The 18335-nt window shown below is 71.0% G+C and carries 20 protein-coding genes; 9 read left to right on the plus strand and 11 right to left on the minus strand.

Going from position 1 to position 18335, the window contains the following annotated elements; genetic code table 11:
• Positions 1–5: 5 nt before the first annotated feature.
• The 4 genes from AB0M59_RS26245 (at position 6) to AB0M59_RS26260 (ending at position 4268) form a co-directional block, all read left to right on the plus strand.
• A complete protein-coding gene (locus AB0M59_RS26245) occupies positions 6–770 on the plus strand; it encodes an IclR family transcriptional regulator (RefSeq protein ID WP_364619652.1) in 765 nt (254 codons plus the stop codon).
• 250 nt (positions 771–1020) lie between these two features.
• A complete protein-coding gene (locus tag AB0M59_RS26250) occupies positions 1021–2346 on the plus strand; it encodes an MFS transporter (protein WP_364619655.1) in 1326 nt (441 codons plus the stop codon).
• Between the two features lie 21 nt (positions 2347–2367).
• Entirely contained in the window at positions 2368–3678 is a 1311-nt protein-coding gene (locus AB0M59_RS26255) for an MFS transporter (protein ID WP_364619658.1), read from the plus strand.
• Positions 3675–4268, plus strand: coding sequence for a UbiX family flavin prenyltransferase (locus AB0M59_RS26260; protein ID WP_364619661.1), 594 nt, complete (start codon positions 3675–3677; stop codon positions 4266–4268). Before AB0M59_RS26255 ends, AB0M59_RS26260 begins: the two co-directional genes overlap by 4 nt.
• On the opposite strand, the gene AB0M59_RS26265 is transcribed toward AB0M59_RS26260, so the two are convergent.
• A complete protein-coding gene (locus AB0M59_RS26265; RefSeq protein ID WP_364619664.1) occupies positions 4234–4593 on the minus strand; it encodes a VOC family protein in 360 nt (119 codons plus the stop codon). The genes AB0M59_RS26260 and AB0M59_RS26265 overlap by 35 nt on opposite strands.
• Positions 4594–4670: 77 nt before the next feature.
• Positions 4671–5558 carry a LysR family transcriptional regulator gene (locus AB0M59_RS26270; RefSeq protein WP_364619666.1) on the minus strand — a complete coding sequence of 296 codons (888 nt, stop codon included), beginning with the start codon at positions 5556–5558 and terminating at the stop codon, positions 4671–4673.
• Between the two features lie 73 nt (positions 5559–5631).
• Here AB0M59_RS26270 and dapA point away from each other — a divergent pair, with 73 nt between their 5' ends.
• Positions 5632–6507 carry a 4-hydroxy-tetrahydrodipicolinate synthase gene (dapA, locus tag AB0M59_RS26275; RefSeq protein WP_364619668.1) on the plus strand — a complete coding sequence of 292 codons (876 nt, stop codon included), beginning with the start codon at positions 5632–5634 and terminating at the stop codon, positions 6505–6507.
• Here the strand turns inward: dapA and AB0M59_RS26280 are convergent.
• The gene (locus tag AB0M59_RS26280; RefSeq protein ID WP_364619854.1) at positions 6455–7123 is read right to left on the minus strand and encodes a class I SAM-dependent methyltransferase; all 669 of its coding nucleotides are present in this window, start codon (positions 7121–7123) and stop codon (positions 6455–6457) included. The genes dapA and AB0M59_RS26280 overlap by 53 nt on opposite strands.
• Positions 7124–7280: 157 nt before the next feature.
• Here AB0M59_RS26280 and AB0M59_RS26285 point away from each other — a divergent pair, with 157 nt between their 5' ends.
• Both AB0M59_RS26285 and glmS read left to right on the plus strand, forming a co-directional pair.
• Positions 7281–7553, plus strand: coding sequence for a hypothetical protein (locus AB0M59_RS26285; protein ID WP_364619670.1), 273 nt, complete (start codon positions 7281–7283; stop codon positions 7551–7553).
• 39 nt (positions 7554–7592) lie between these two features.
• A complete protein-coding gene (gene glmS / locus AB0M59_RS26290; protein ID WP_364619672.1) occupies positions 7593–9416 on the plus strand; it encodes a glutamine--fructose-6-phosphate transaminase (isomerizing) in 1824 nt (607 codons plus the stop codon).
• 3 nt (positions 9417–9419) lie between these two features.
• Here the strand turns inward: glmS and AB0M59_RS26295 are convergent, their stop codons facing one another.
• The 8 genes from AB0M59_RS26295 to AB0M59_RS26330 all read right to left on the minus strand — a co-directional run bounded on the left by AB0M59_RS26295 (position 9420) and on the right by AB0M59_RS26330 (position 16371).
• Complete coding sequence (locus AB0M59_RS26295; protein WP_364619675.1) at positions 9420–10829, minus strand: BNR repeat-containing protein; 1410 nt, start codon at positions 10827–10829, stop codon at positions 9420–9422.
• Between the two features lie 75 nt (positions 10830–10904).
• Complete coding sequence (locus AB0M59_RS26300) at positions 10905–12074, minus strand: FAD-dependent oxidoreductase (RefSeq protein ID WP_364619678.1); 1170 nt, start codon at positions 12072–12074, stop codon at positions 10905–10907.
• Positions 12071–12271 (minus strand): ferredoxin, encoded by a 201-nt coding sequence (locus tag AB0M59_RS26305; protein WP_364619681.1) that lies wholly within the window; start codon positions 12269–12271, stop codon positions 12071–12073. Before AB0M59_RS26305 ends, AB0M59_RS26300 begins: the two co-directional genes overlap by 4 nt.
• The gene (locus AB0M59_RS26310) at positions 12268–12924 is read right to left on the minus strand and encodes a TetR family transcriptional regulator (RefSeq protein WP_364619684.1); all 657 of its coding nucleotides are present in this window, start codon (positions 12922–12924) and stop codon (positions 12268–12270) included. The genes AB0M59_RS26305 and AB0M59_RS26310 overlap by 4 nt, the downstream gene beginning before the upstream one ends.
• Entirely contained in the window at positions 12921–14120 is a 1200-nt protein-coding gene (locus AB0M59_RS26315) for a cytochrome P450 (protein ID WP_364619687.1), read from the minus strand. Before AB0M59_RS26315 ends, AB0M59_RS26310 begins: the two co-directional genes overlap by 4 nt.
• A gap of 166 nt (positions 14121–14286) precedes the next feature.
• Complete coding sequence (locus AB0M59_RS26320; protein ID WP_364619690.1) at positions 14287–14718, minus strand: pyridoxamine 5'-phosphate oxidase family protein; 432 nt, start codon at positions 14716–14718, stop codon at positions 14287–14289.
• 4 nt (positions 14719–14722) lie between these two features.
• A complete protein-coding gene (locus AB0M59_RS26325; protein ID WP_364619693.1) occupies positions 14723–15832 on the minus strand; it encodes a cytochrome P450 in 1110 nt (369 codons plus the stop codon).
• A complete protein-coding gene (locus AB0M59_RS26330) occupies positions 15829–16371 on the minus strand; it encodes a TetR/AcrR family transcriptional regulator (RefSeq protein WP_364619695.1) in 543 nt (180 codons plus the stop codon). Before AB0M59_RS26330 ends, AB0M59_RS26325 begins: the two co-directional genes overlap by 4 nt.
• A gap of 89 nt (positions 16372–16460) precedes the next feature.
• Here AB0M59_RS26330 and AB0M59_RS26335 point away from each other — a divergent pair, with 89 nt between their 5' ends.
• Positions 16461–17480: an aldo/keto reductase gene (locus AB0M59_RS26335; RefSeq protein WP_364619698.1), complete on the plus strand. Its 1020-nt coding sequence runs from the start codon at positions 16461–16463 to the stop codon at positions 17478–17480.
• Positions 17480–18334 (plus strand): LLM class flavin-dependent oxidoreductase, encoded by an 855-nt coding sequence (locus AB0M59_RS26340; RefSeq protein WP_364619701.1) that lies wholly within the window; start codon positions 17480–17482, stop codon positions 18332–18334. Before AB0M59_RS26335 ends, AB0M59_RS26340 begins: the two co-directional genes overlap by 1 nt.
• The last annotated feature ends 1 nt before the right edge of the window (position 18335 follow it).

Consider the following 18335-nt stretch of genomic DNA (forward strand, 5'->3'; position numbering starts at 1 on the left):
CGAGGATGACGAGCGACGTACCAGCGGTGCTGAGCGCCGTGCGGCTCCTGGAGCGGATCGCCCGGGACTGGCCGGAACCGGTGGCTTCCGGGGTGCTGATCGAGGAGCTGGGACTCAACCGCAGCACCTGCTACAACATCCTCGGCACCCTGCAGCGCGCCGGCTGGACCACCAGCCGCGACGGCTGGTCGCTCGGCCCGCGGCTGCTCGCGATGGCCCGCCTCTCCGAGGACTGGATGACGGAGATCGTCCAGCAGGAACTGGACGAACTGAACCAGCGGATCAACTTCGTCGCCTTCGCCGTGCAGCAGCACGGGAAGGGCGAGTACGCGGTGCTGGCCAAGGGCGACCGCGGCAAGGGCGTGCGGATCACCGTCGGGGTCGGCGACACGTTCCCGTTCTCGGCGCCGGCCATCATGCGCGCGTTCCACGCCTGGTCCACGCCGACCGAGGTGACCCGGCTGATGGGGCAGTTCGGGGTCGAGGAGTTCACCCCCGAGACGGTCACGACCCCCGACGAGCTGCGCGAGGTCCTGGACGACACCCGCGAGCGCGGGTACGCCGAGAGCATCCGGGAGTACGACCTCGGCCAGTCCGGCGTGGCGGCGCCGGTGTTCGACGCACAAGGCCGCGTCTGCCTGGTCGTGTGCTCGCTGGCGTTCGCCTCGGAGCTCAACGAGTCCACTGTGGATCACTACGGCGCCCTGGTCCGCGCATGCGCGCTGCGGATCACCGAACGCACCGGCGGCGCGACGAAGGCCGCGGACTGAGGCCCACCGCCACGAGTCCACTGTGGATCACCTTCGACCGGCCCGCGAACTCGGCCCGACAGCGCCCCTGTGCCCTCGATTGCGGATTGAAACAGCGAATATCTCCGCATCTGCGGAATAGCGTCGTACCGAGGACCCGGATCGTTGCTTGACCTGCGCCGACACCTCACCTACGGTTCCGCATGCAGGACTCGATGTCCTAGATAGAGGACAAGACTTCCGGCCCACGGCGGCCCGGAAAGGAGATCCCGTGTCCGAGGTCGCGCTCGCCCGGAAGCCCTGGGCCAAGACACTGAACCGCACGCAGTGGCGGTCCCTGCTCGCCGCGAACCTCGGCTGGCTCTTCGACGGCTTCGAGACCTACGCGCTCATCCTGACCGCGAGTCTCGTCCTGAGGACACTCGAGCCCACCGCGCCGGCGACGCAGGTGGCGTTCCTGACCGGCGCCACGATCGCCGTCACGCTGCTCGGCTGGGGCTTCGGCGGGATCATCGGCGGCGTGTTCGCCGACTACTTCGGCCGGCGCAAAGCACTCCTGACGTCGATGGTGCTGTACGCGGCGTTCACCGGCCTCACCGCGGTTTCCTGGTCGTGGGCGTCGTTCCTGGTCCTGCGGTTCATCACCGGCTTCGCGCTCGGTTCGGAGTGGGGCACCGGCACGTCACTCGTCGCCGAAACCTGGCCCGCCCACGCGCGCGCCAAGGCCGCCGGCCTCATGCAGTGCGGGCTCGGCCTGGGGTTCTTCCTCGCCTCGGCCTGCTGGTACTTCATCGCGCCGCTGGGGCCGGACTCGTGGCGGTACATGTTCCTCATCGGCGTGCTGCCGGCGCTGTTCGCGTTGTGGTTGCGCCGCAAGGTGCCCGAGTCCGACCAGTGGACCAGCGCGCACCGGCGTCGGCGCGAACTGAAGAACCGCAAAGACACCGAGCTGACCGCCCACGAAAAGTCGTTCACCCGGCTGACCCTGCGCCAGATCATGGTCGACCCCAAGCTGCGCAGGCTGACCATCCTCGGTTCGCTGATGTCCCTGGTCACCACCCTCGGCTGGTGGGGCATCTCGACGTGGGTCCCGGCCTACGTCGCCTCGCGCGCCGCCGGCGCCGGGCATTCGGCGACGGCGTGGGCGAGCGGCGCCGGGATGATCTACAACGCCGGCGCGATCGCCGGGTACATCGCCTTCGGCTTCATCGCCGACCGCGTCGGCCGGAAACCCGCGGTGCTGCTGTACTTCGCGGCCTCGCTGATCCTCACGCCGGTGCTGTTCCTGTGGACGCACAGCCTCGGCCTGATCGTGGTCGTGCTCGTCGTCAACGGGTTCTTCACGCTCGGCCAGTACACGTGGATGCCGGTGTGGCTGCCCGAGTTCTACCCCACCCACCTGCGCGCCACCGGCGCGGCGTTCGTGTTCAACGCCGCGCGGTTCATCGCCTTCCTCGGCCCGCTCACCGCCGGCGCGATCATCTCGAAGCTCGGCGGGTACGGCGTCGCCGCGACCGCCGTCGGGTCGATCTACGTGCTGGGCCTGGTCGTCGCCCCGTTCTGCCCCGAGACCCGGGGCCAAAAACTGCCTGACTGATCCCCGCGAAAGGGAACCTCCTTGTCGACCCTGCAGACGCCCACCGGCACCGGTGGGCTCACCCCGGTGCGCTCACAAACAGCCCGTATCCTGTTCTTCGCGTTCCTCGGCACGCTCTTCGACGGCGCGGAACTCAACCTCGTCGGCTACCCGCTGTCCTACCTCGCGGAGAGCTTCCACGTCAGCACCATCCAGATCATCCAGGTCGCCACGCTGCAGGGGTTCGCCTCGATCGCGGGCGGGATCCTGTGCGGCTGGCTCGGCGACCTCTACGGCAGGCGGTGGACCTACACCGGGTCCGTGCTGGCGTTCGGCGTCGCCGCCCTGCTCGGCGGGCTCGCGCCGACCTACTTCCTGTTCCTGCTGACCCGGCTGCTGGCCGGCGTCGGGATGGGCGGGCTGTTCGGGCTGTCGTTCTCGATGTTCGCCGAGTGCTGGAAGACGCGCAAGCGCGGCATGATGGGCGGCTCGATCCAGGCGATGTACTTCGTCGGCCAGATCCTGACCGAGGGCGTGGTGTACGTCTGCCTCGTCGAGTTCGGCGAAGACCGCGGCTGGCGCACGGGGTACGTCCTGATCGGCGTCACGACGCTGGTGATCGGCATCGCCGCGGCCGTGCTGCTGCCGGAGTCCGAGCAGTGGCTGGAGTACCAGCGTGAGCTGAAGGCGGGCCGGGTGCCGGAAAAGCTGCGCCGCACGAAGGTCCCGCTGCTGGACGTGTTCCGCGGCGGGTACGCGGCCGGCACGATCCTGTTCATGGCGCTGGCGACGGCGTTGTTCCTCACCACGAACTCGCTCATCTCGTACCTGTCGACGTTCCTGATCAAGGTCGAGAAGGTGCCGCTGGGCACCGCGAGCCTGATCGTCCTCTTGGGACTGGTCGTCACCGGGATCACCTATCCTCTGGCGGGAATCCTCTCGGACGTACTGAAGCGCAAGTGGTCGATGTTCGCGTCGGCGCTGTTCGGCGTGCTCGGGTTCGGCTGGTTCCTCGGTCTCGTCCTGAGCGGCTCGGCGAAGATCGGCACGGACTTCTGGACGTACCCGACGTTCTGGGCGCTGATGATGTGCGCCGGCGGCAGCGGCGGGTTCGGCGTGCTCGGCATCTGGATGGCCGAGTTCTTCCCGACGCGCGTGCGCTCGAGCGGCTCGAACCTCAGCTACTACGCCGGACGCGGGTTCGGCGCCGGCCTGTTCCCGCTGGTGGCGCTGTCGCTCGCGGGCACGGTGCCGCTCGCGCTGGCGCTCGGCATCGTCGGCCCCATCGCCGCAGCGGTCCTCGCGGTCGTGGCGCCGGACAAGACCGGCCGGCGCATCGAGGCGATCGAATGAAGGTGGTCGTCGCGATCACCGGGGCCAGCGGCGCTTCGTACGGTGTCCGCATCCTGGAGCTGCTGGCGTACCGGCCGGACGTCGAGGTGCACCTGGTGCTGTCGAAGGCGGGCGCGGTGACCGTGCGGCACGAATGCGGGCTTTCCCCGTCGGACCTGGGCAAGCTCGTGACGGTGCACCACCGTCCGGGCGAGATCGGCGCGTCGATCGCGTCGGGCTCGTTCCCGGTGGACGCGATGCTGGTGGCGCCGTGCTCGATCAAGACGCTGTCGGCGATCGCGTGGAGCTACACCGACGACCTGGTCAGCCGCGCGGCGGACGTGTGCCTCAAGGAGGGCCGCCCGCTGCTGCTGATGGTGCGCGAGACGCCGTTGCACCTGGGCCACCTCCGGGCGATGACCGCGGCCGCCGAAGCGGGCGCGATCATCGCCCCACCGGTCCCGGCGTTCTACCCGCACCCGGCGACGGTGGACGACATCGTGGACCACACGGCCCGGCGCGCGCTGGCACGCGTCGGGTTGAGCGAGCTGGCTCCTCCAGCGTGGCAAGGAGATCTCAACGGGGGCTCTGATCGGCGAACTCGACCGTGAAGCCGTCCGGGTCGCGCAGCTGAAGCTGCCGCTCGAACCCACGGTCGCGCGGCGGCCCCTGGACCGGCACCCCACGGGCGACGAAGTCCGCGTACAGCTCGTCGAGGTCGTCGGCCAGCAGCTCGACCTGGACGAATTGGCGCAGCCGGTCGGACTGCTGCGAGACGACGGCGCCCAGTTCCAGCAGCCCGAGCGTGCCGGAGTCCAGGCGCAGCAACGCGAACCGGCCGTTGCGGACCTCGGTCGTGAACCCGAGCGACTCGTAGAACGGGATCGAAAGCGCAAGGCTGGTGACGGGCAGGCTCATCCCGGCGAACGTGATCAAGGCGCACTCCTTCGGCTCAGTGCGCCAAAGGGAAAGCCGGGCGGGCGTTCCGACGCTGCACCCGCTCGCCGGCCAGCTTAGCCGAGTTCCGCCAGCACGGCCCGGATCGCCGGGCTGGTGTCGGCGCTCCGCCGCCACGCCGCGTGGACCTCTCGCTTCGGCTGGCGCCGCAGCGGGCGCGCGAGCAGGTCGTCGCCCAGCGGCGGCCGGGCCAGGCGCGGGATCAGCGCGAGCACCTCGCCCGAAGCGACCAGGGACAGCTGCGTCGCGAAGTCGTCGACCAGGTGGCGGACGTCCGGCTCCTCCGGCGCGTCCGCGAACAGGCGCCGGAACCATTGGTGGCACACGGTTCCCGGCGGGCTGGTCACCCACGCGTGGCCCGCGAGATCGAGGCGGCCGAGCGGTTCGGTGGCCGACGCGAGCGGGTGCGACCGGCTCATCACCACGTCGCCGACGTCGGTGTGCACCAGCCGCTGCGTCAATGACGGCGGCTGCGCGGCGGGCAGCCCATCGGCGTCGTGGACGAGGGCGAGGTCGGCCGTTCCGGCGTCGACGCTGCGCAGCGCCTCGTCGGGATCCTGCTCGGTGATGTCGACGCGCAATTCGGGACAGCGCACCGACAATCCCCCCAGCATTGGCGCCAGCAGGCCGCGGATCGCGGTCGAGAACGCCACCACCCGGAGCGTGCCGCGTGGTGCGCCCTCCGAGACCGACCGGGCCGCCTCGACGCACCGTTCCAGCGCCTGGAACACCTCCGGCGCCGAGTCGGCGATCGCCTGACCGGCCGGCGTCAGCACGACCCCGCGGCCCGCCGGCGCGAGCACCGGCACCCCGACCTGGCGCTCCAGCCGCTTGAGCTGCTGCGACACCGCGGACGCCGTGAATCCCAGCTCTTCGGCCGCGCGCGCGAGCGTCCCGAGCGCCGCCACCGACCGCAACGCCCGCAGTGCACCGACCTCGATCATGAAGCCAGGTTACGCAGTATCGGCAAAAAAGCATCGCTGGACCGCACCAGTCACGCCGGGCAAGGTCGGACCCATGACCGACTTCGGCGCCAACCTCGTCGCGATGGTGACCCCCATGCAGCCCGGCGGGACACTAAGCGAACCCGGCCTCACGAGCCTCGTCGACCACCTGCTGGCCACCGGCTGCGACAGTCTCGTCGTCGGCGGGACCACCGGCGAGTCCCCCACCCTGACCGAACCCGAAGCGGCCGGACTCGTCCGGAGCGTGGTGGCCCAGGTCGGCGGCCGGGCCCGGGTGATCGCCGGCGTCGGCACCTACGACACGGCCGCGAGCGTCCGCCGGGCCCGTGACGCCGAGACAGCCGGCGCGGACGGGCTGCTGCTCGTCTGCCCCTACTACTCGCGCCCGACGCAGGCCGGGGTGATCGCCCACTGCCTCGCGGTCGCCGACGCGACCGAGCTGCCGGTGATGCTCTACGACGTCCCGGCGCGGGCCGGCATCGCGATGACGCCGCAGACCCTGGTCGAGCTGGCCGCCCACCCCCGGATCCGGGCGGTCAAGGACGCGAAGGGCGACCTGTTCGAGGCGATGACGGTCATGACCCGCACGTCGCTGGCGTACTACTGCGGCATCGACGAGCTGAACCTGCCGTACCTGGCGTGCGGCGCGGCGGGGGTGGTGAGCGTCGTGGCCAACGTGGCGGCCGACCGCACCGCGGGCCTCATCGACGCCGTCCGCCGCGGCGATCTGGAGTCCGCGCAACAGATCCAGGCGTCACTGCTTCCGCTGACGGACGCGATCATGCGCTCGGGCCCCGGGGCGGTGACGGCCAAGGCGGCGCTGGCCGAGCTGGGAGTCATCCCGCACGCGACGGTGCGGCTGCCGCTGGTCGAGGTCAACTCGGAGGCAGCCGGTAGACCGATACGTGCGACGGCGATCGCGTCGTGAACTGCCCGCCGGTCCAGTCCGCGTGCCGGGACTCCAGCTCGAACCCCGCCAGCCGGCCCATCAGGTCCAGCTCGGCCGGCCAGATGTAGCGCTGCGGGCACCGGCCGAGCCGCGCGTCGCGGCCCTCGCCGAACTTGAAGTGGTGCGACACCAGGTGCTGGCGGACCGTGTCGTACGTGTCCACCCCGACGTACCCCTGCTCGGCCGTGAAAACCAGCGCGTCCTGCCCCGGCGGGAGCCGGCGCAGCTCCGGGACGCCCAGCTCGATCACGAACCGGCCGCCGGGGTCCAGGTGGCGGGCCGCGTTGCGGAAGCACTCGACCTGCTCGTCCTGGGTCAGCAGGTTCCCGATGGTGTTGAAGACCAGGTAGACCAGCGAATACCGCCCCGGAGCCGTCGCCGTCGCCATGTCCCCGACGACCACCGGGATCTCCGCCTTCGTCCGCAGCCGGTCGAGCATCGGCTGAGACAGTTCGATGCCGGTGACGGACACGCCCCGCGCGGCCAGGGGGACGGCCACCCGGCCGGTCCCGATGGCGAACTCCAGGACGCGCCCTCCCCCGGCCAGCGCGGCGAGGCGGTCCACGGCCGGCTCCACGACCTCGGGCGCGAACATGCCGCGGCCCGGCGTGTCGTAGGCCGAAGCCGCCTCGACGTCCCAAATGTCTTTCTGAAGCACACTCCCACCCTCGACCCAACCCCTAAAGCTGTCCAATGATTTAGAACTTGCCCGATTTCGGGCAAGAATTTGAGCTTCACCCGATCGATGAGGCATGCTGTCCGGCGTGGAGGACACGGACATCGTCGAGCGCGTCGCCGCGTCGACCGGCTTGCCGCCGGGCGTCGCCGCCCGCGTCGTCGACGACGTCCTGGCCTTCTACCGGACACCCACCGAGCAGTACGTGCGCCGCAGGCACGCCGAGCTGCAGGCCGAAGGCCGGAAGAACCCCGAGATCTTCCCGCTGATCGCCGCCGAGCTCCGGGGCCGGCTCGTGGCCGCCCCCGACCTGTCCGAGCGCCAGCTGCGCCGCATCGTCTACGGCTGAGAGAGCCACGACTCAGCCCCCTAGAAGAAGAGGTTCGCCATGTGCGGGATCGTCGGCTACATCGGCGGCCAGAACGCCGCCCCCATCCTCCTCGAGGGCCTCACCCGGCTCGAGTACCGCGGGTACGACTCCGCGGGCATCGCCGTCCTCGGCCCCAAGGACACCGTGCAGGTCCACCGCGTCGTCGGCCGGGTCCGCAACCTCGCCGCCGCGCTGCCCAAGCGCCTCGCCGGGAAAGTCGGCATCGGCCACACGCGGTGGGCCACGCACGGCCCCGCGTCGGAGGAGAACGCGCACCCGCACACCTCGGAAGACGGCCGGATCTCCGTCGTCCACAACGGCATCATCGACAACGCCGACGCGCTGCGCGCCCAGCTCGCCGACGCCGGCGTCAAGCTCACCTCCGAGACCGACACCGAAGTCCTCGCCCACCTGATCGCGCGCTCCACCGCGGACACGCTCGAGGACGCCGTCGTCGAGGCGGTCTCGCGGATCACCGGCACGTACGCGATCGCCGTCACCGACTCCGCGCACCCGGACCGCCTGGTGATCGCGCGCAACGGCTCGCCGCTGATCATCGGCGTCGGCGAGCGCGAGATGTTCATCGCGAGCGACCTCGCCGCGCTGGTCCGGCACACCTCGCAGGTCGCGCACCTCGACGACGGCGAGTTCGCGACGGTCTTCGCGACCGGCTACCGGACCTTCACCGTCGACGAGAGCGACACCACCAAGCCCGCCACCGAGATCGACATCGCCGCCGAAGACCTCGACCTCGGCGGGTTCCCGCACTACATGGCCAAGGAGATCCAGGAGCAGCCCGAGTCCGTCGAGCGGATGATCCGCGGCCGCCTGGACCACCGCTTCGGCGTCGCCCGCCTCGACGGGCTCAACCTGACGCCCCGGGAGCTGCGCGGGTTCAGTCGCGTGAAGATCCTCGGCTGCGGCTCCGCGTACTACGTCGGGCAGATCGGCGCGACGATGATCGAGGAGCTGGCGCGGATCCCGGCCGACGCCGAAGCCGCGTCGGAGTTCCGCTACCGCAACCCGATCATCGAAGCCGACACGCTCTACATCGCGGTCAGCCAGTCCGGGGAGACGATCGACACCGCGTTCGCCGTCGAGGAGATCAAGCGCAAGGGCGGCCGGGTCGTCGGTCTCGTCAACGTCGTCGGCTCGACCATCGCCCGTGCTTGCGACGGCGGCGTCTACCTGCACGCCGGCCCGGAGATCGCGGTCGCCTCGACGAAGGCGCTGACGAACATGGCCGTCGGGTTCGCGCTGATCGCGCTGTCGCTCGGCCGCGTGCGCGATCTGTCCAATGCGGACGGACAGCGGATCATCGAGGCCATCCGCGCGCTGCCGGACCAGATCCGGGCGGTCCTGGCCGCGGAAGCGGAGATCGCCGAGCACGCCAAGACCGCGGCGGCCGCGAACAGCCTGTTCTTCATCGGGCGCGTCCGCGGGTTCCCGGTGGCCCGCGAGGGCGCGCAGAAGTTCAAGGAGATCTCCTACCGCCACGCCGAGGCGTACCAGACCTCCGAGCTGAAGCACGGCCCGCTCGCGCTGATCGACGAGTCGCTCCCGACGGTCGCGATCGTGCCCGCCGACGAGCTGGCCGACCGCAACCTGGCCGCGATGCAGCAGATCCGGGCCCGCGGCGGGGCGGTCCTCGCGATCACCCACGACGACGTCGACTTCGGCGAGCTGGACGTCCCGAAGATCGTGGTGCCGCGAACCGAGCCGGAGCTCGACCCGATCCTCCTGACCATCCCGCTGCAGCTGCTCGCCTACCACGCCGCGCTCACCCTGGGCTACGACATCGACAAGCCGCGCAACCTCGCCAAGTCCGTCACGGTCGAGTGAGCCTCAGCCGAGGCGGAAGTCGGCCACCCGGATCGGCGACGGCGTCGTTCCGGTGGAGACCTGCTGGTACATAACGGAAATCACGCCCGTGCTGGCGAGGCGTGAGTCGTCGACGTCGACCTCGCCGAAGGCTTGCAGGCCCGGGCTGTACACCGTCTTCCAGTCGGTCCACCCGCTCGCCTTGGACGCCGCCACGATCCGCCCGTACGGCATCACGAGGTAGGCGTTGTCGCCGCGGTCGAACACCAGCTTGGTGCGCTGGGTGGACTCGGGTGACACCGGCACTTCGCGCTTGGTCCAGCTGCCGTCGGCGGCCCGGCTGAGGAAGAATGTCCGGCCGTACTGCTTGCGCTGCGCGGAGTAGTTCGTGACGCACTGGGTGAACCGGCCGGGCACGTAGCTGATCACAACGTGCGGGTTGCCGCCCGAGTCGACGGCCTGGCTCTCCTGGTTCATGAGGCCGTGGTCGACGCCGAGCGGGTCGACGACCGTGCCCGGCGAGCCCACGGCGACCGGTGTGCCACCCGTCGTCGCGACGACCGTGCCCGCGTTGGTCCGCCAGGTGCGGCCGCGGTCGTCGCTGTAGACGTAGCCGGTGTCGTGGTTGGCGAGCCCGCCGGCGTCGCACAGCACGCCGGTGTTGCCCTCGCGCCAGGTGAACGCGGCGTGCAGCCGGCCGCCGGGGCCGTAGGTGATGCCGTGCAGGTACATGTTGCGCGTCGTGCTGGTCACGCCGTTCCCGGCCGTCCACGAGCCGGTTGCCGACGTCCACTTCCCGAGCTTGTGCCAGCTCCCGGCGCTGTACTCGGCGAGTTCGTTGACGCCGTTGCCGGAGGCGCCGGTCCGGTAGCTCAGCTGCAGCCGCCGCTCCGGCGTGACCACGAACTGGGGATAGGTGATCGCGCCGAGGTCGACACCGTTCAGCGTACGCTGCACCGGGCCGAAGGCAGCCGGCGTCCAGGCGTGCGACGCGGGCGCGGACAGCAGGCCCGCAACCGATTCGGTGTAGAAGACCTGGTTGCCGTGGGTGTCCATGGCCACGTGCAGCCGGCCGTCGTCGGCGGAGACGCCCATCGAGATCACGTTGTGCGAATCGTCGACGGTCAGCTTGTGCGGCAGCACGAGGGTCTGCCACGCGCCCGTCCCGGCGCGCCGGGCGAGCACCGCGCTGCGGTCCGCGGTGTACCAGGCCGCGTACTGGTAGCCGGCGTAGCTGAAGATGCCGCTCTGCTGGAAGGAGTCGTTGTTCACCAGCCCGTCGTAGGACACGAAGTACAGCGCGGCCGGGTCCAGCTGCGTGTCCCCGATCTTCGTCACGGAGACGGTGGCTTCCGCCGGTGCGGCGGGCAGCAGCGAGAGGGCGGCGACCGCCAGCACGCCGAGGATCCGGGAAAGCGTTCTCTTCGTCGCCATGACCACCCTTTCCACGATGTTAACGTGAACAGAGTCACCCTCGGACCGACCTCCGTCAACCGACGAATGGGGGTTTCAGGGTTTTCCGGCGAGGACCGTGCCGGTGATCTCCGGCCGGCGCAGCCGGGCCTGCTTGGGCATGTTCCAGCCGAGCACGCCGGTGACCTCGCCGCCCCGGCGGTACTGCGCGACGAACCGGCCCGCGCGCACGTCGCCTTCCACAATGGACACTTCGGCGTCCGCGAAGAGCGTCCCGTGCACGTGGATCCGCGCGTCGAACTGGTTGGTCCAGAAGTACGGCACCGGCGTGTACGGCCGGTCCTCGCCGAGGATGTTGCCCGCGACGGCGACCGCCTGCTCGGTCGCGTTGGTCCGGTTTTCCAGCCGCAGCAGCACGTCGAGACCTTCGTGGTGCCAGCGAGCGACGTCGCCGGCCGCGTAGACCCCGTCCGCCGCGCGGCACCGGGAGTCGCACACGACGCCGTTGTCGCACAGCACTCCGCTGCCCGCCAGCCAGTCCGTCGCCGGTGCGGCACCGAACGCCACCACGACGACGTCGGCGGACAGTTCTTCACCCGTCGCCAAGCGGACACCGGTGACTCGTCCGTCCAGTGAGGACAGACCGGTCACCGCCGAACCGAGTCGCAAGCGGACACCGCGGGCGGCGTGCAGCTCGGCGAGCAGGCCGGCGGCGAGCGGCCCGAACTGGTACGCGAGCGGCGCGGGCTGCGGCCCGGCCAGCGTCACCGGCACGCCCAGACCGCACACGGTCGCCGCGATCTCCGCGCCGAGGACGCCGTCGCCGACGACCACCACGCGCTTGTCCGGCGCCAGCTCCGCCCGCAGGGCCAGCGCGTCGTCGAGCGTGCGCAGGACGTGGACGCCCGCGAGACCGTCCTGGCCCGGCAGGGTGCGCGGGCGCAGGCCGGTGGCGAGCACGACCGCGTCCGCGGTCAGGGTGCGCCCGCTCTCGGTGTGGACGGTCCGCGTGCGGGCGTCCAGCCGGACCGCCGGGTCGCCGAGCACGAACTCGGCGTCCAAAACGGACAGTGCGTCCGGCGTGCGCAGATTCGCCTGCTCCGGCGCCCAGCTCCCGGCGAGGACCTGCTTGGACAGCGGCGGCCGGTCGTAGGGCAGGTGCGCCTCGGCACCCAGCACGGTCACCTTGTCCTCGTAGCCCTTGCGGCGCAGCGCTTCCACCGTGGCGAGCCCGGCGGCCGACGCGCCCACGACGAGGACCGTCACGCGTCCTCGCTCACCGAGATCGCGACGCCGGGACACACGCTCGCCGCCTCCCGGACGATCGCGTGGTGCGCTTCGCCCGGGGTCTCCTCGAGCAGGATCACGATGCCGTCGTCGTCGCGCTGGTCGAACACGTCCGGCGCCAGCATCACGCAGGTGCCGGCGCCGCAGCACTTTCCTTCGTCCACAGTGACCTTCATGGTCGTTCCTCTCCTTCGTGGGGGTGGGTCACGGGTGCGAGCCAGAGGCCGACCAGTGCGTCGGTCAGGCCGGTGGCGGCTTCGCGCCAGCTGGCTCGCGGGGTGTCGCCGCCTTCGGCCACCGCGCGTTCACGTTCGGCCATCGTGTGGATCAGCAGCTGGCGCGTCATGGCGTTGCGCTCGGCGCGGACCTCGGCGGGCAGCTCCGGCAGGCACCGGCTCAGCCCGTCGACGGTCCGCGCCAGCGACGGCGACGACAGCGTCTCCACGGCGACGGCCGACCGCAGCGACGGTTCGGTCATCACCTGTGCGGTGAACCGGGCGAACCAGCTCGGCCGGCCCGCCGCGGCCAGGTACTCGGTGGACGGGTGCACCAGGCACGCGACCCAGTCGCGCAGGCCGGCGCCGTCATCGAGGGCGGCCAGCATGCGCGCCCTCAGCTCCTCGACCCGCTCGGAATGCCGGCGGGCGATGGCCCGGACGAGGTCGGCGCGGGTGCCGAAGTGGTAGCCGACGGCGGTGTTGTTGCCCTGCCCGGCGGCCTCGCTGATCTGCCGGTTCGACACGGCGAGCACGCCGTGCTCGGCGTAGAGCCGCTCCGCCGCTGTCAGGATCGCCTCCCGCGTCGCGTGCGCCCGGTCCACCGTGGTCACCACCGCACGGGCAGTTCCCGCAGTCCGCCGACGGCGAGCCCCTCGACGCGGCGCAGCTCGTCCGCCGGGACGGCGAGGTCGAGCGAGGGCAGCTTGCGCAGCAGGACTTCGAGGACGACCTGCAGTTCGGTGCGGGCCAGCGGCTGCCCGAGGCAGGCGTGCGCGCCGGCCCCGAAGGACAGGTGCGGGTTCGGGCTGCGGCCCAGGTCCATCTCGGCGGCGTTGTCGAACGCGCTGTCGTCGCGGTTGGCCGCGGCCATGCTGCACATCGCGGTGGTGCCGCCGGGCAAGACGGTGCCGGCGACCTCGAAGTCGTCGGAGAAGTAGCGCATCATCCCGACGCCCGCGTTGGCGTCCAGGCGCAGCGACTCCTCGACGGCGGTGCGCACCAGCGCCGGGTCGGCCAGCAGCCGCTCCCACCGGCTCCGGTCGGCGAGCAGCATCGCGACCATCTTGGCGATCATGTTCGCGGTGGTCTCGTGGCCGGCGATCAGCAGGCCGATGCCGGTGGCGATCAGCATGGCGTCGGACCAGCCCTCGGGCAGCAGCGCGCTGAGGATGTCCTCACCGGGTTCGGCGCGCTTGGCGGCGATGAGCCCGCCCATGTACCGGCCGAAGTCCTGCTGCGCGGCGTCGAACTCGGCTTGGGTGTAGCGGGTCATGCTGAGCATGACGTCCGACCAGTGGGCGAACCGGTCGCGGTCGGTGTCCGGCACGCCGAGCATGTCGCAGATGACCCAGACGGGCAGCGGAAAGGCGAGCCCGGCCTTGAGATCGCCGGGCGCGCCCTTGGCGACGAGGTCGTCGATGAGCTGCTCGGCCATCGCGGCCATGCCGGGCCGCAGGGCGTTCATCCGCTTGGCGGTGAACCACTTCCCGAGCGTGCGGCGCCAGGTGAGGTGCGCCTCGCCGTGCTGCGGGAGGACGGTCGCCATCTCGCTGTTGAAGACCCCACCGGACTCGGTGTCGGCGACCCGCGCGGCGTTGTCGGCCGGCGTGGGCCGGGTCCACCGCGGATCGGAGAGCACGCTCTTGACGTCGGCGTAGCGGGTGATGAGGGCGGCCTCGTCCCCGCTGGCCAGCCGCACGTGCGCGACCGGGCACTTCGCCCGGAACTCCGCCCACTCGGCCGGCGGCGCCAGCGCGGTCTCGACCTGGAACGGGAAGCGCGGCAGCTCGGTGTGGCTTTGCGTCATGACGGACTCCTCGTTGGTGAATGTCCCCTGCCACCGAGCATGGCCAAGGTCCGTCATTACGTCAAGCGCTTGACTTAAATGCCAGCCCCAATGTGGCCTTGGTTGCGCTCAACGCACCCAAGGGGCCCTTCGGTGCGTTCAACGCACCGAAGGCCACATTGGGGCGCTACTCGCGCTCGACCTTGCGGAGCCCGCCCTCGGGCGTCCACCACTCGACGACCAGCAACGTCGCCTCCGCGTTCAGGTGCGTGTGCACCACTTCGTCGACGTCCACGCGAAAGCCGTCACCCGTGTCGACGGCCCGGCCGGAGATCTTGGCCTCCCCCGGCCAGTCCGCCTCGGAGCCGTCGACCGGGTCCACCGTGGCACTGTGCAGCGCCAGCCGCGGATCCCGCAGAAGGTCCGCACCCTTGCGGGCGTTCGGCATCGAGCCGAACGTCAGCTCGCCATCCGCGAACTTCGTCTCGATGCCGGAGATCCGCGGTGACCCGTCGGCCCGCAGGGTCGCCATCGTCTTGTGCTTGTGCGCGTCGAACAGCCCCTGCACGCGCCGAGCGAACTCCGGTTCCGCCGCCTCGAACTCACGCCATGCCGTCATGCGGTCATGATGTCAGCCAACGCACGGGGACCGCCGCGGGTTTGCGGAACACCAGCCCCGACACCGTGGCCGGCTCCGCCAAGGCGATGCCCGGCAACCGGTCGAGCACGGTTTCCACGGCGATCCGCGTCTCCAGCCGGGCGAGGTCGGCGCCGAGGCAGAAGTGCGGGCCGTGGGCGAACGCCAGCTGTTTGCGCAGGTCCGGGCGGTGCACGTCGAAGACGTCCGGGTCCGGGAACACCGCGGGGTCGCGGTTGGCGGCCGTGAGCGACACCGTCACGAGGTCACCTCGCGCGATCAACGCTCCCGCGAGGGAGATGTCGCGGGTCGCGTACCGGTCGACCACCGCCGCGGCCGGTTCCAGCCGCAGCGACTCCTCGATCGCCGCCGGGATGAGCGCGCGGTCCAGGTCCCGGTGGGCCGGGTCGCGCAGCAGGTGCAGCAGGACGTTGGCGATCATGCCCTCGGTGGTCTCGATGCCGCCGAACATCAGCACCGCCGCGTTCGACACCACCTCCGGCAAGTCCAGCACCGAAGCCGCCTCGGTCAGCAGCGAGCGCCGGCCGACCGCGCCCTCGAGGTGCGAACGCAGCTCATCGAACGCTTCCGCACCTTGAGAACCCGGCTGCCGGCCGGCGGAAATGTCGTCCACTGTGGACACTATCGCGTCGTACCAGGCCAGCACCTGCGCCGCGTCGGTGCCGTCCAAGCCCAGCGCGTCGGCCACCACCGCGACGGAAAGCGGGCCGGCCAGGGCCCGGCGCAGCTCCGCCTCCCCCGCCGCGGCGAACCCGTCGACCAGCCGGCCGCATTCGGCGCGCACGAACTCGCCGAACCGGTCCTCGATCTCCCGGGGCCGGAAGTGCCGGGCGAACGGCGCCCGGTGCCGGGTGTGCTCGGCCGCGTCCAGCGAAAGCATCGACGGGCCGACGACCCGGGCCGTCGAGAAGCGGGGGTCGTCCACGGTGAAGGTGGCCGCGTCGCGCATGACCTGCATCGCCAGGTCGTACCGGGTGACCAGCCAGCCGTTCAACGCCGGCAGCCAGGCCACCGGCTCGGTCGCCCGGAGCCGGGCCAGCAGCGGGTACGGATCGGTGGCGAGCTGCTCGATCACGCGCGCAGCCCCGCGATCAGGAGGCCGACCAGGCGACGCGCGTCGTAGTCCGGGTTGTCCTCGGCGCCGACGCACAGGTTGCCCACCCCGCGCATGAGCTCCAGCGCTCGCACGCGCGCGGTCAGCTCGGCCGCTTCGAGCAGCCGGGCGCACACCGGCACCAGCCGCTCCAGGAAGTACGCGTGCAGCGAGTCGAAGCCGTCGCCCTGCAGGACCCCGGCCAGCCCGTGCTTGGTCACCAGGAAGTCGACGAACAGGTCGATCCACTGGGCCAGCGCCGCATGCGGCGAAGAAGCCGTCTCGAGCAGCGAAGGCCCGGCCGCGGCGCACGCTTCCACCTGGTGCCGGTAGACGGCGATGATCAGGTCGGCCCGCGTCGGGAAGTGGCGGTAGATCGTGCCCATGCCGACGCCCGCCTTGGCCGCGATGTCGCGGACCGGCGCGTCGACCCCGGACGCGACGAACACCGCCGCCGCCGCGTCGAGCAGCGTCTTCTCGTTGCGCCGGGCGTCGGCGCGCTTGGGCTTGCTCTCGCTCACCACACCTCCAGGGTTGCTAAACGGAACAGCGCTCCGTATTGTTAGCGGAGCAACGTTCCGTTTGCCATCTTGTCACGGAGGCCATCAAAATGCAGTACCGCACCCTGGGCCGCACCGGCGTCCAGGTCAGCACCCTCGCGCTCGGCGCCATGAACTTCGGCGCCATCGGGCGCACCACCCAGGACGAGGCCACCGCCCTCGTCGACGCCGCGCTCGACGGCGGGATCAACCTGATCGACACCGCCGACATGTACGGCCAGGGCGAGTCGGAGGTCATGGTCGGCCAGGCCATCAAGGGCCGCCGCGACGACCTCGTGCTGGCCACGAAGGCCACCATGCCGATGGGCGACGAGCGCAACCACCGGGGCAGTTCCCGCCGCTGGCTCTTCAAGGCCCTCGACGACAGCCTGCGCCGCCTGGACGTCGAGCACGTCGACCTCTACCAGATCCACCGCTGGGACCCTTCCACGAGCGACGAGGAAACGCTTTCCGCGCTGACCGACCTGCAGCGCGCGGGTAAGATCCGTTCCTTCGGTTCGTCGACGTTCCCCGCGTACCGGATCGTGCAGGCCCAATGGGCCGCGCGGGAAAACCACCTGAGCCGGTACGTCACCGAACAGCCCGGCTACTCGATCCTGCAACGCGGCATCGAGACCCACGTGCTCCCGGTGACGCAGGAGTACGGCCTCGGCGTCCTGGCCTGGAGCCCCCTGGCGTCGGGCTGGCTGTCGGGCGCGGTCCGCGCCGGACAGGAGATCACGACCAGCCGCTCGAAGGTCCTGCCCCAGCGCTTCGACCTCGCCGACCCCGCCAACCAGGCGCGTCTCGACGCCGTCGAGAAGCTGGCCAAGCTCGCCGAGCAGGCGGGCTTGACACTGATCCAGCTGGCACTCGGGTTCGTCACCACGCACCCGGGCGTGACCAGCGCGCTCATCGGCCCGCGCACGCTCGACCACCTGCGCTCGCAGCTCGAAGCGGCCGAGACCGTATTGCCCGCCGACGTGCTCGACGAGATCGACACGATCGTCGCGCCCGGCGTCGACCTGGCCGCACACGAGAAGTTCGACACCCCGCCCGCCCTGCTCGACCCGTCCCTCCGGAGGCGTTGATGACCCCCCGTTTCGGCATCCTGACCGCACCGATGAACGTCGGCTACGACGAGATCCTGCGCGTCTGGCGCGAGGCCGACACCGTTCCCGAGATCGAGCACGCCTGGCTGTTCGACCACCTCATGCCGATCGGCGGCGACCCGGACGGCCCGATCTTCGAAGGCTGGACACTGCTTTCGGCGCTGGCCGCGCAGACCGAGCGGCTGCGCCTCGGCCTGCTCGTCACCAGCAACCGCTTCCGGCCGCCGGCGGTGCTGGCGAAGATCGCGACGACCGTCGACATCGTGTCCGGCGGGCGCCTCGACTTCGGCATCGGCGCCGGCTCCCGTCCGAGCCATCCCCTGGCCCGGCGCGAATACGACGGCCACGGCCTGCCGTACCACTCCCAGGACGACGCCGTCGCCGCGCTCGCCGAGGCGTGCACGGTCATCCGTCGCTTGTGGACGGACGAGAAGCCGTTCGACTTCGACGGCGAGTACGTCAAGCTCAAGGGCGCTTACGGCAACCCGAAGCCGATCCAGTCCCCCGTGCCGATCATGATCGGCGGCCGGGCGAGCGCGACACTGCGCGTGGTCGCCGAGCACGCCGACCTGTGGAACATCCCCGGTGGCGGCGACATCGACGACCTCGCCGGCCGCAGCAGGCTGCTCGACCGCTACTGCGCCGAGATCGGCCGGGACCCCGCGTCGATCACCCGCTCGATCTTCCTGCCCGTCGACTACGACAAGCCGGCCGCCACGCGCGAAAAGATCGAGGAGGCCGTCGGCGCGGGCTTCGGGCACATCGTCCTCGGACTGGCGAACCCGTACCCGGACGGCGTCGTGCGGTGGGTCGCCGACGAGCTGATCCGCTGAG

This window comes from Amycolatopsis sp. NPDC051371, from assembly GCF_040682155.1.
GTDB lineage: Bacteria > Actinomycetota > Actinomycetes > Mycobacteriales > Pseudonocardiaceae > Amycolatopsis.

What these genes read in the sequence shown, in the direction of transcription:
- AB0M59_RS26245 (WP_364619652.1), top strand. Translation starts at nt 6, where the DNA reads ATGACGAGCGACGTACCAGCGGTGCTGAGCGCCGTGCGGCTCCTGGAG.
- AB0M59_RS26260 (WP_364619661.1), top strand. Translation starts at nt 3,675, where the DNA reads ATGAAGGTGGTCGTCGCGATCACCGGGGCCAGCGGCGCTTCGTACGGT.
- AB0M59_RS26270 (WP_364619666.1), bottom strand. Translation starts at nt 5,558, where the DNA reads ATGATCGAGGTCGGTGCACTGCGGGCGTTGCGGTCGGTGGCGGCGCTC.
- dapA (WP_364619668.1), top strand. Translation starts at nt 5,632, where the DNA reads ATGACCGACTTCGGCGCCAACCTCGTCGCGATGGTGACCCCCATGCAG.
- AB0M59_RS26280 (WP_364619854.1), bottom strand. Translation starts at nt 7,123, where the DNA reads ATGTTCGCGCCCGAGGTCGTGGAGCCGGCCGTGGACCGCCTCGCCGCG.
- AB0M59_RS26285 (WP_364619670.1), top strand. Translation starts at nt 7,281, where the DNA reads ATGCTGTCCGGCGTGGAGGACACGGACATCGTCGAGCGCGTCGCCGCG.
- glmS (WP_364619672.1), top strand. Translation starts at nt 7,593, where the DNA reads ATGTGCGGGATCGTCGGCTACATCGGCGGCCAGAACGCCGCCCCCATC.
- AB0M59_RS26295 (WP_364619675.1), bottom strand. Translation starts at nt 10,829, where the DNA reads ATGGCGACGAAGAGAACGCTTTCCCGGATCCTCGGCGTGCTGGCGGTC.
- AB0M59_RS26305 (WP_364619681.1), bottom strand. Translation starts at nt 12,271, where the DNA reads ATGAAGGTCACTGTGGACGAAGGAAAGTGCTGCGGCGCCGGCACCTGC.
- AB0M59_RS26315 (WP_364619687.1), bottom strand. Translation starts at nt 14,120, where the DNA reads ATGACGCAAAGCCACACCGAGCTGCCGCGCTTCCCGTTCCAGGTCGAG.
- AB0M59_RS26320 (WP_364619690.1), bottom strand. Translation starts at nt 14,718, where the DNA reads ATGACGGCATGGCGTGAGTTCGAGGCGGCGGAACCGGAGTTCGCTCGG.
- AB0M59_RS26335 (WP_364619698.1), top strand. Translation starts at nt 16,461, where the DNA reads ATGCAGTACCGCACCCTGGGCCGCACCGGCGTCCAGGTCAGCACCCTC.
- AB0M59_RS26340 (WP_364619701.1), top strand. Translation starts at nt 17,480, where the DNA reads ATGACCCCCCGTTTCGGCATCCTGACCGCACCGATGAACGTCGGCTAC.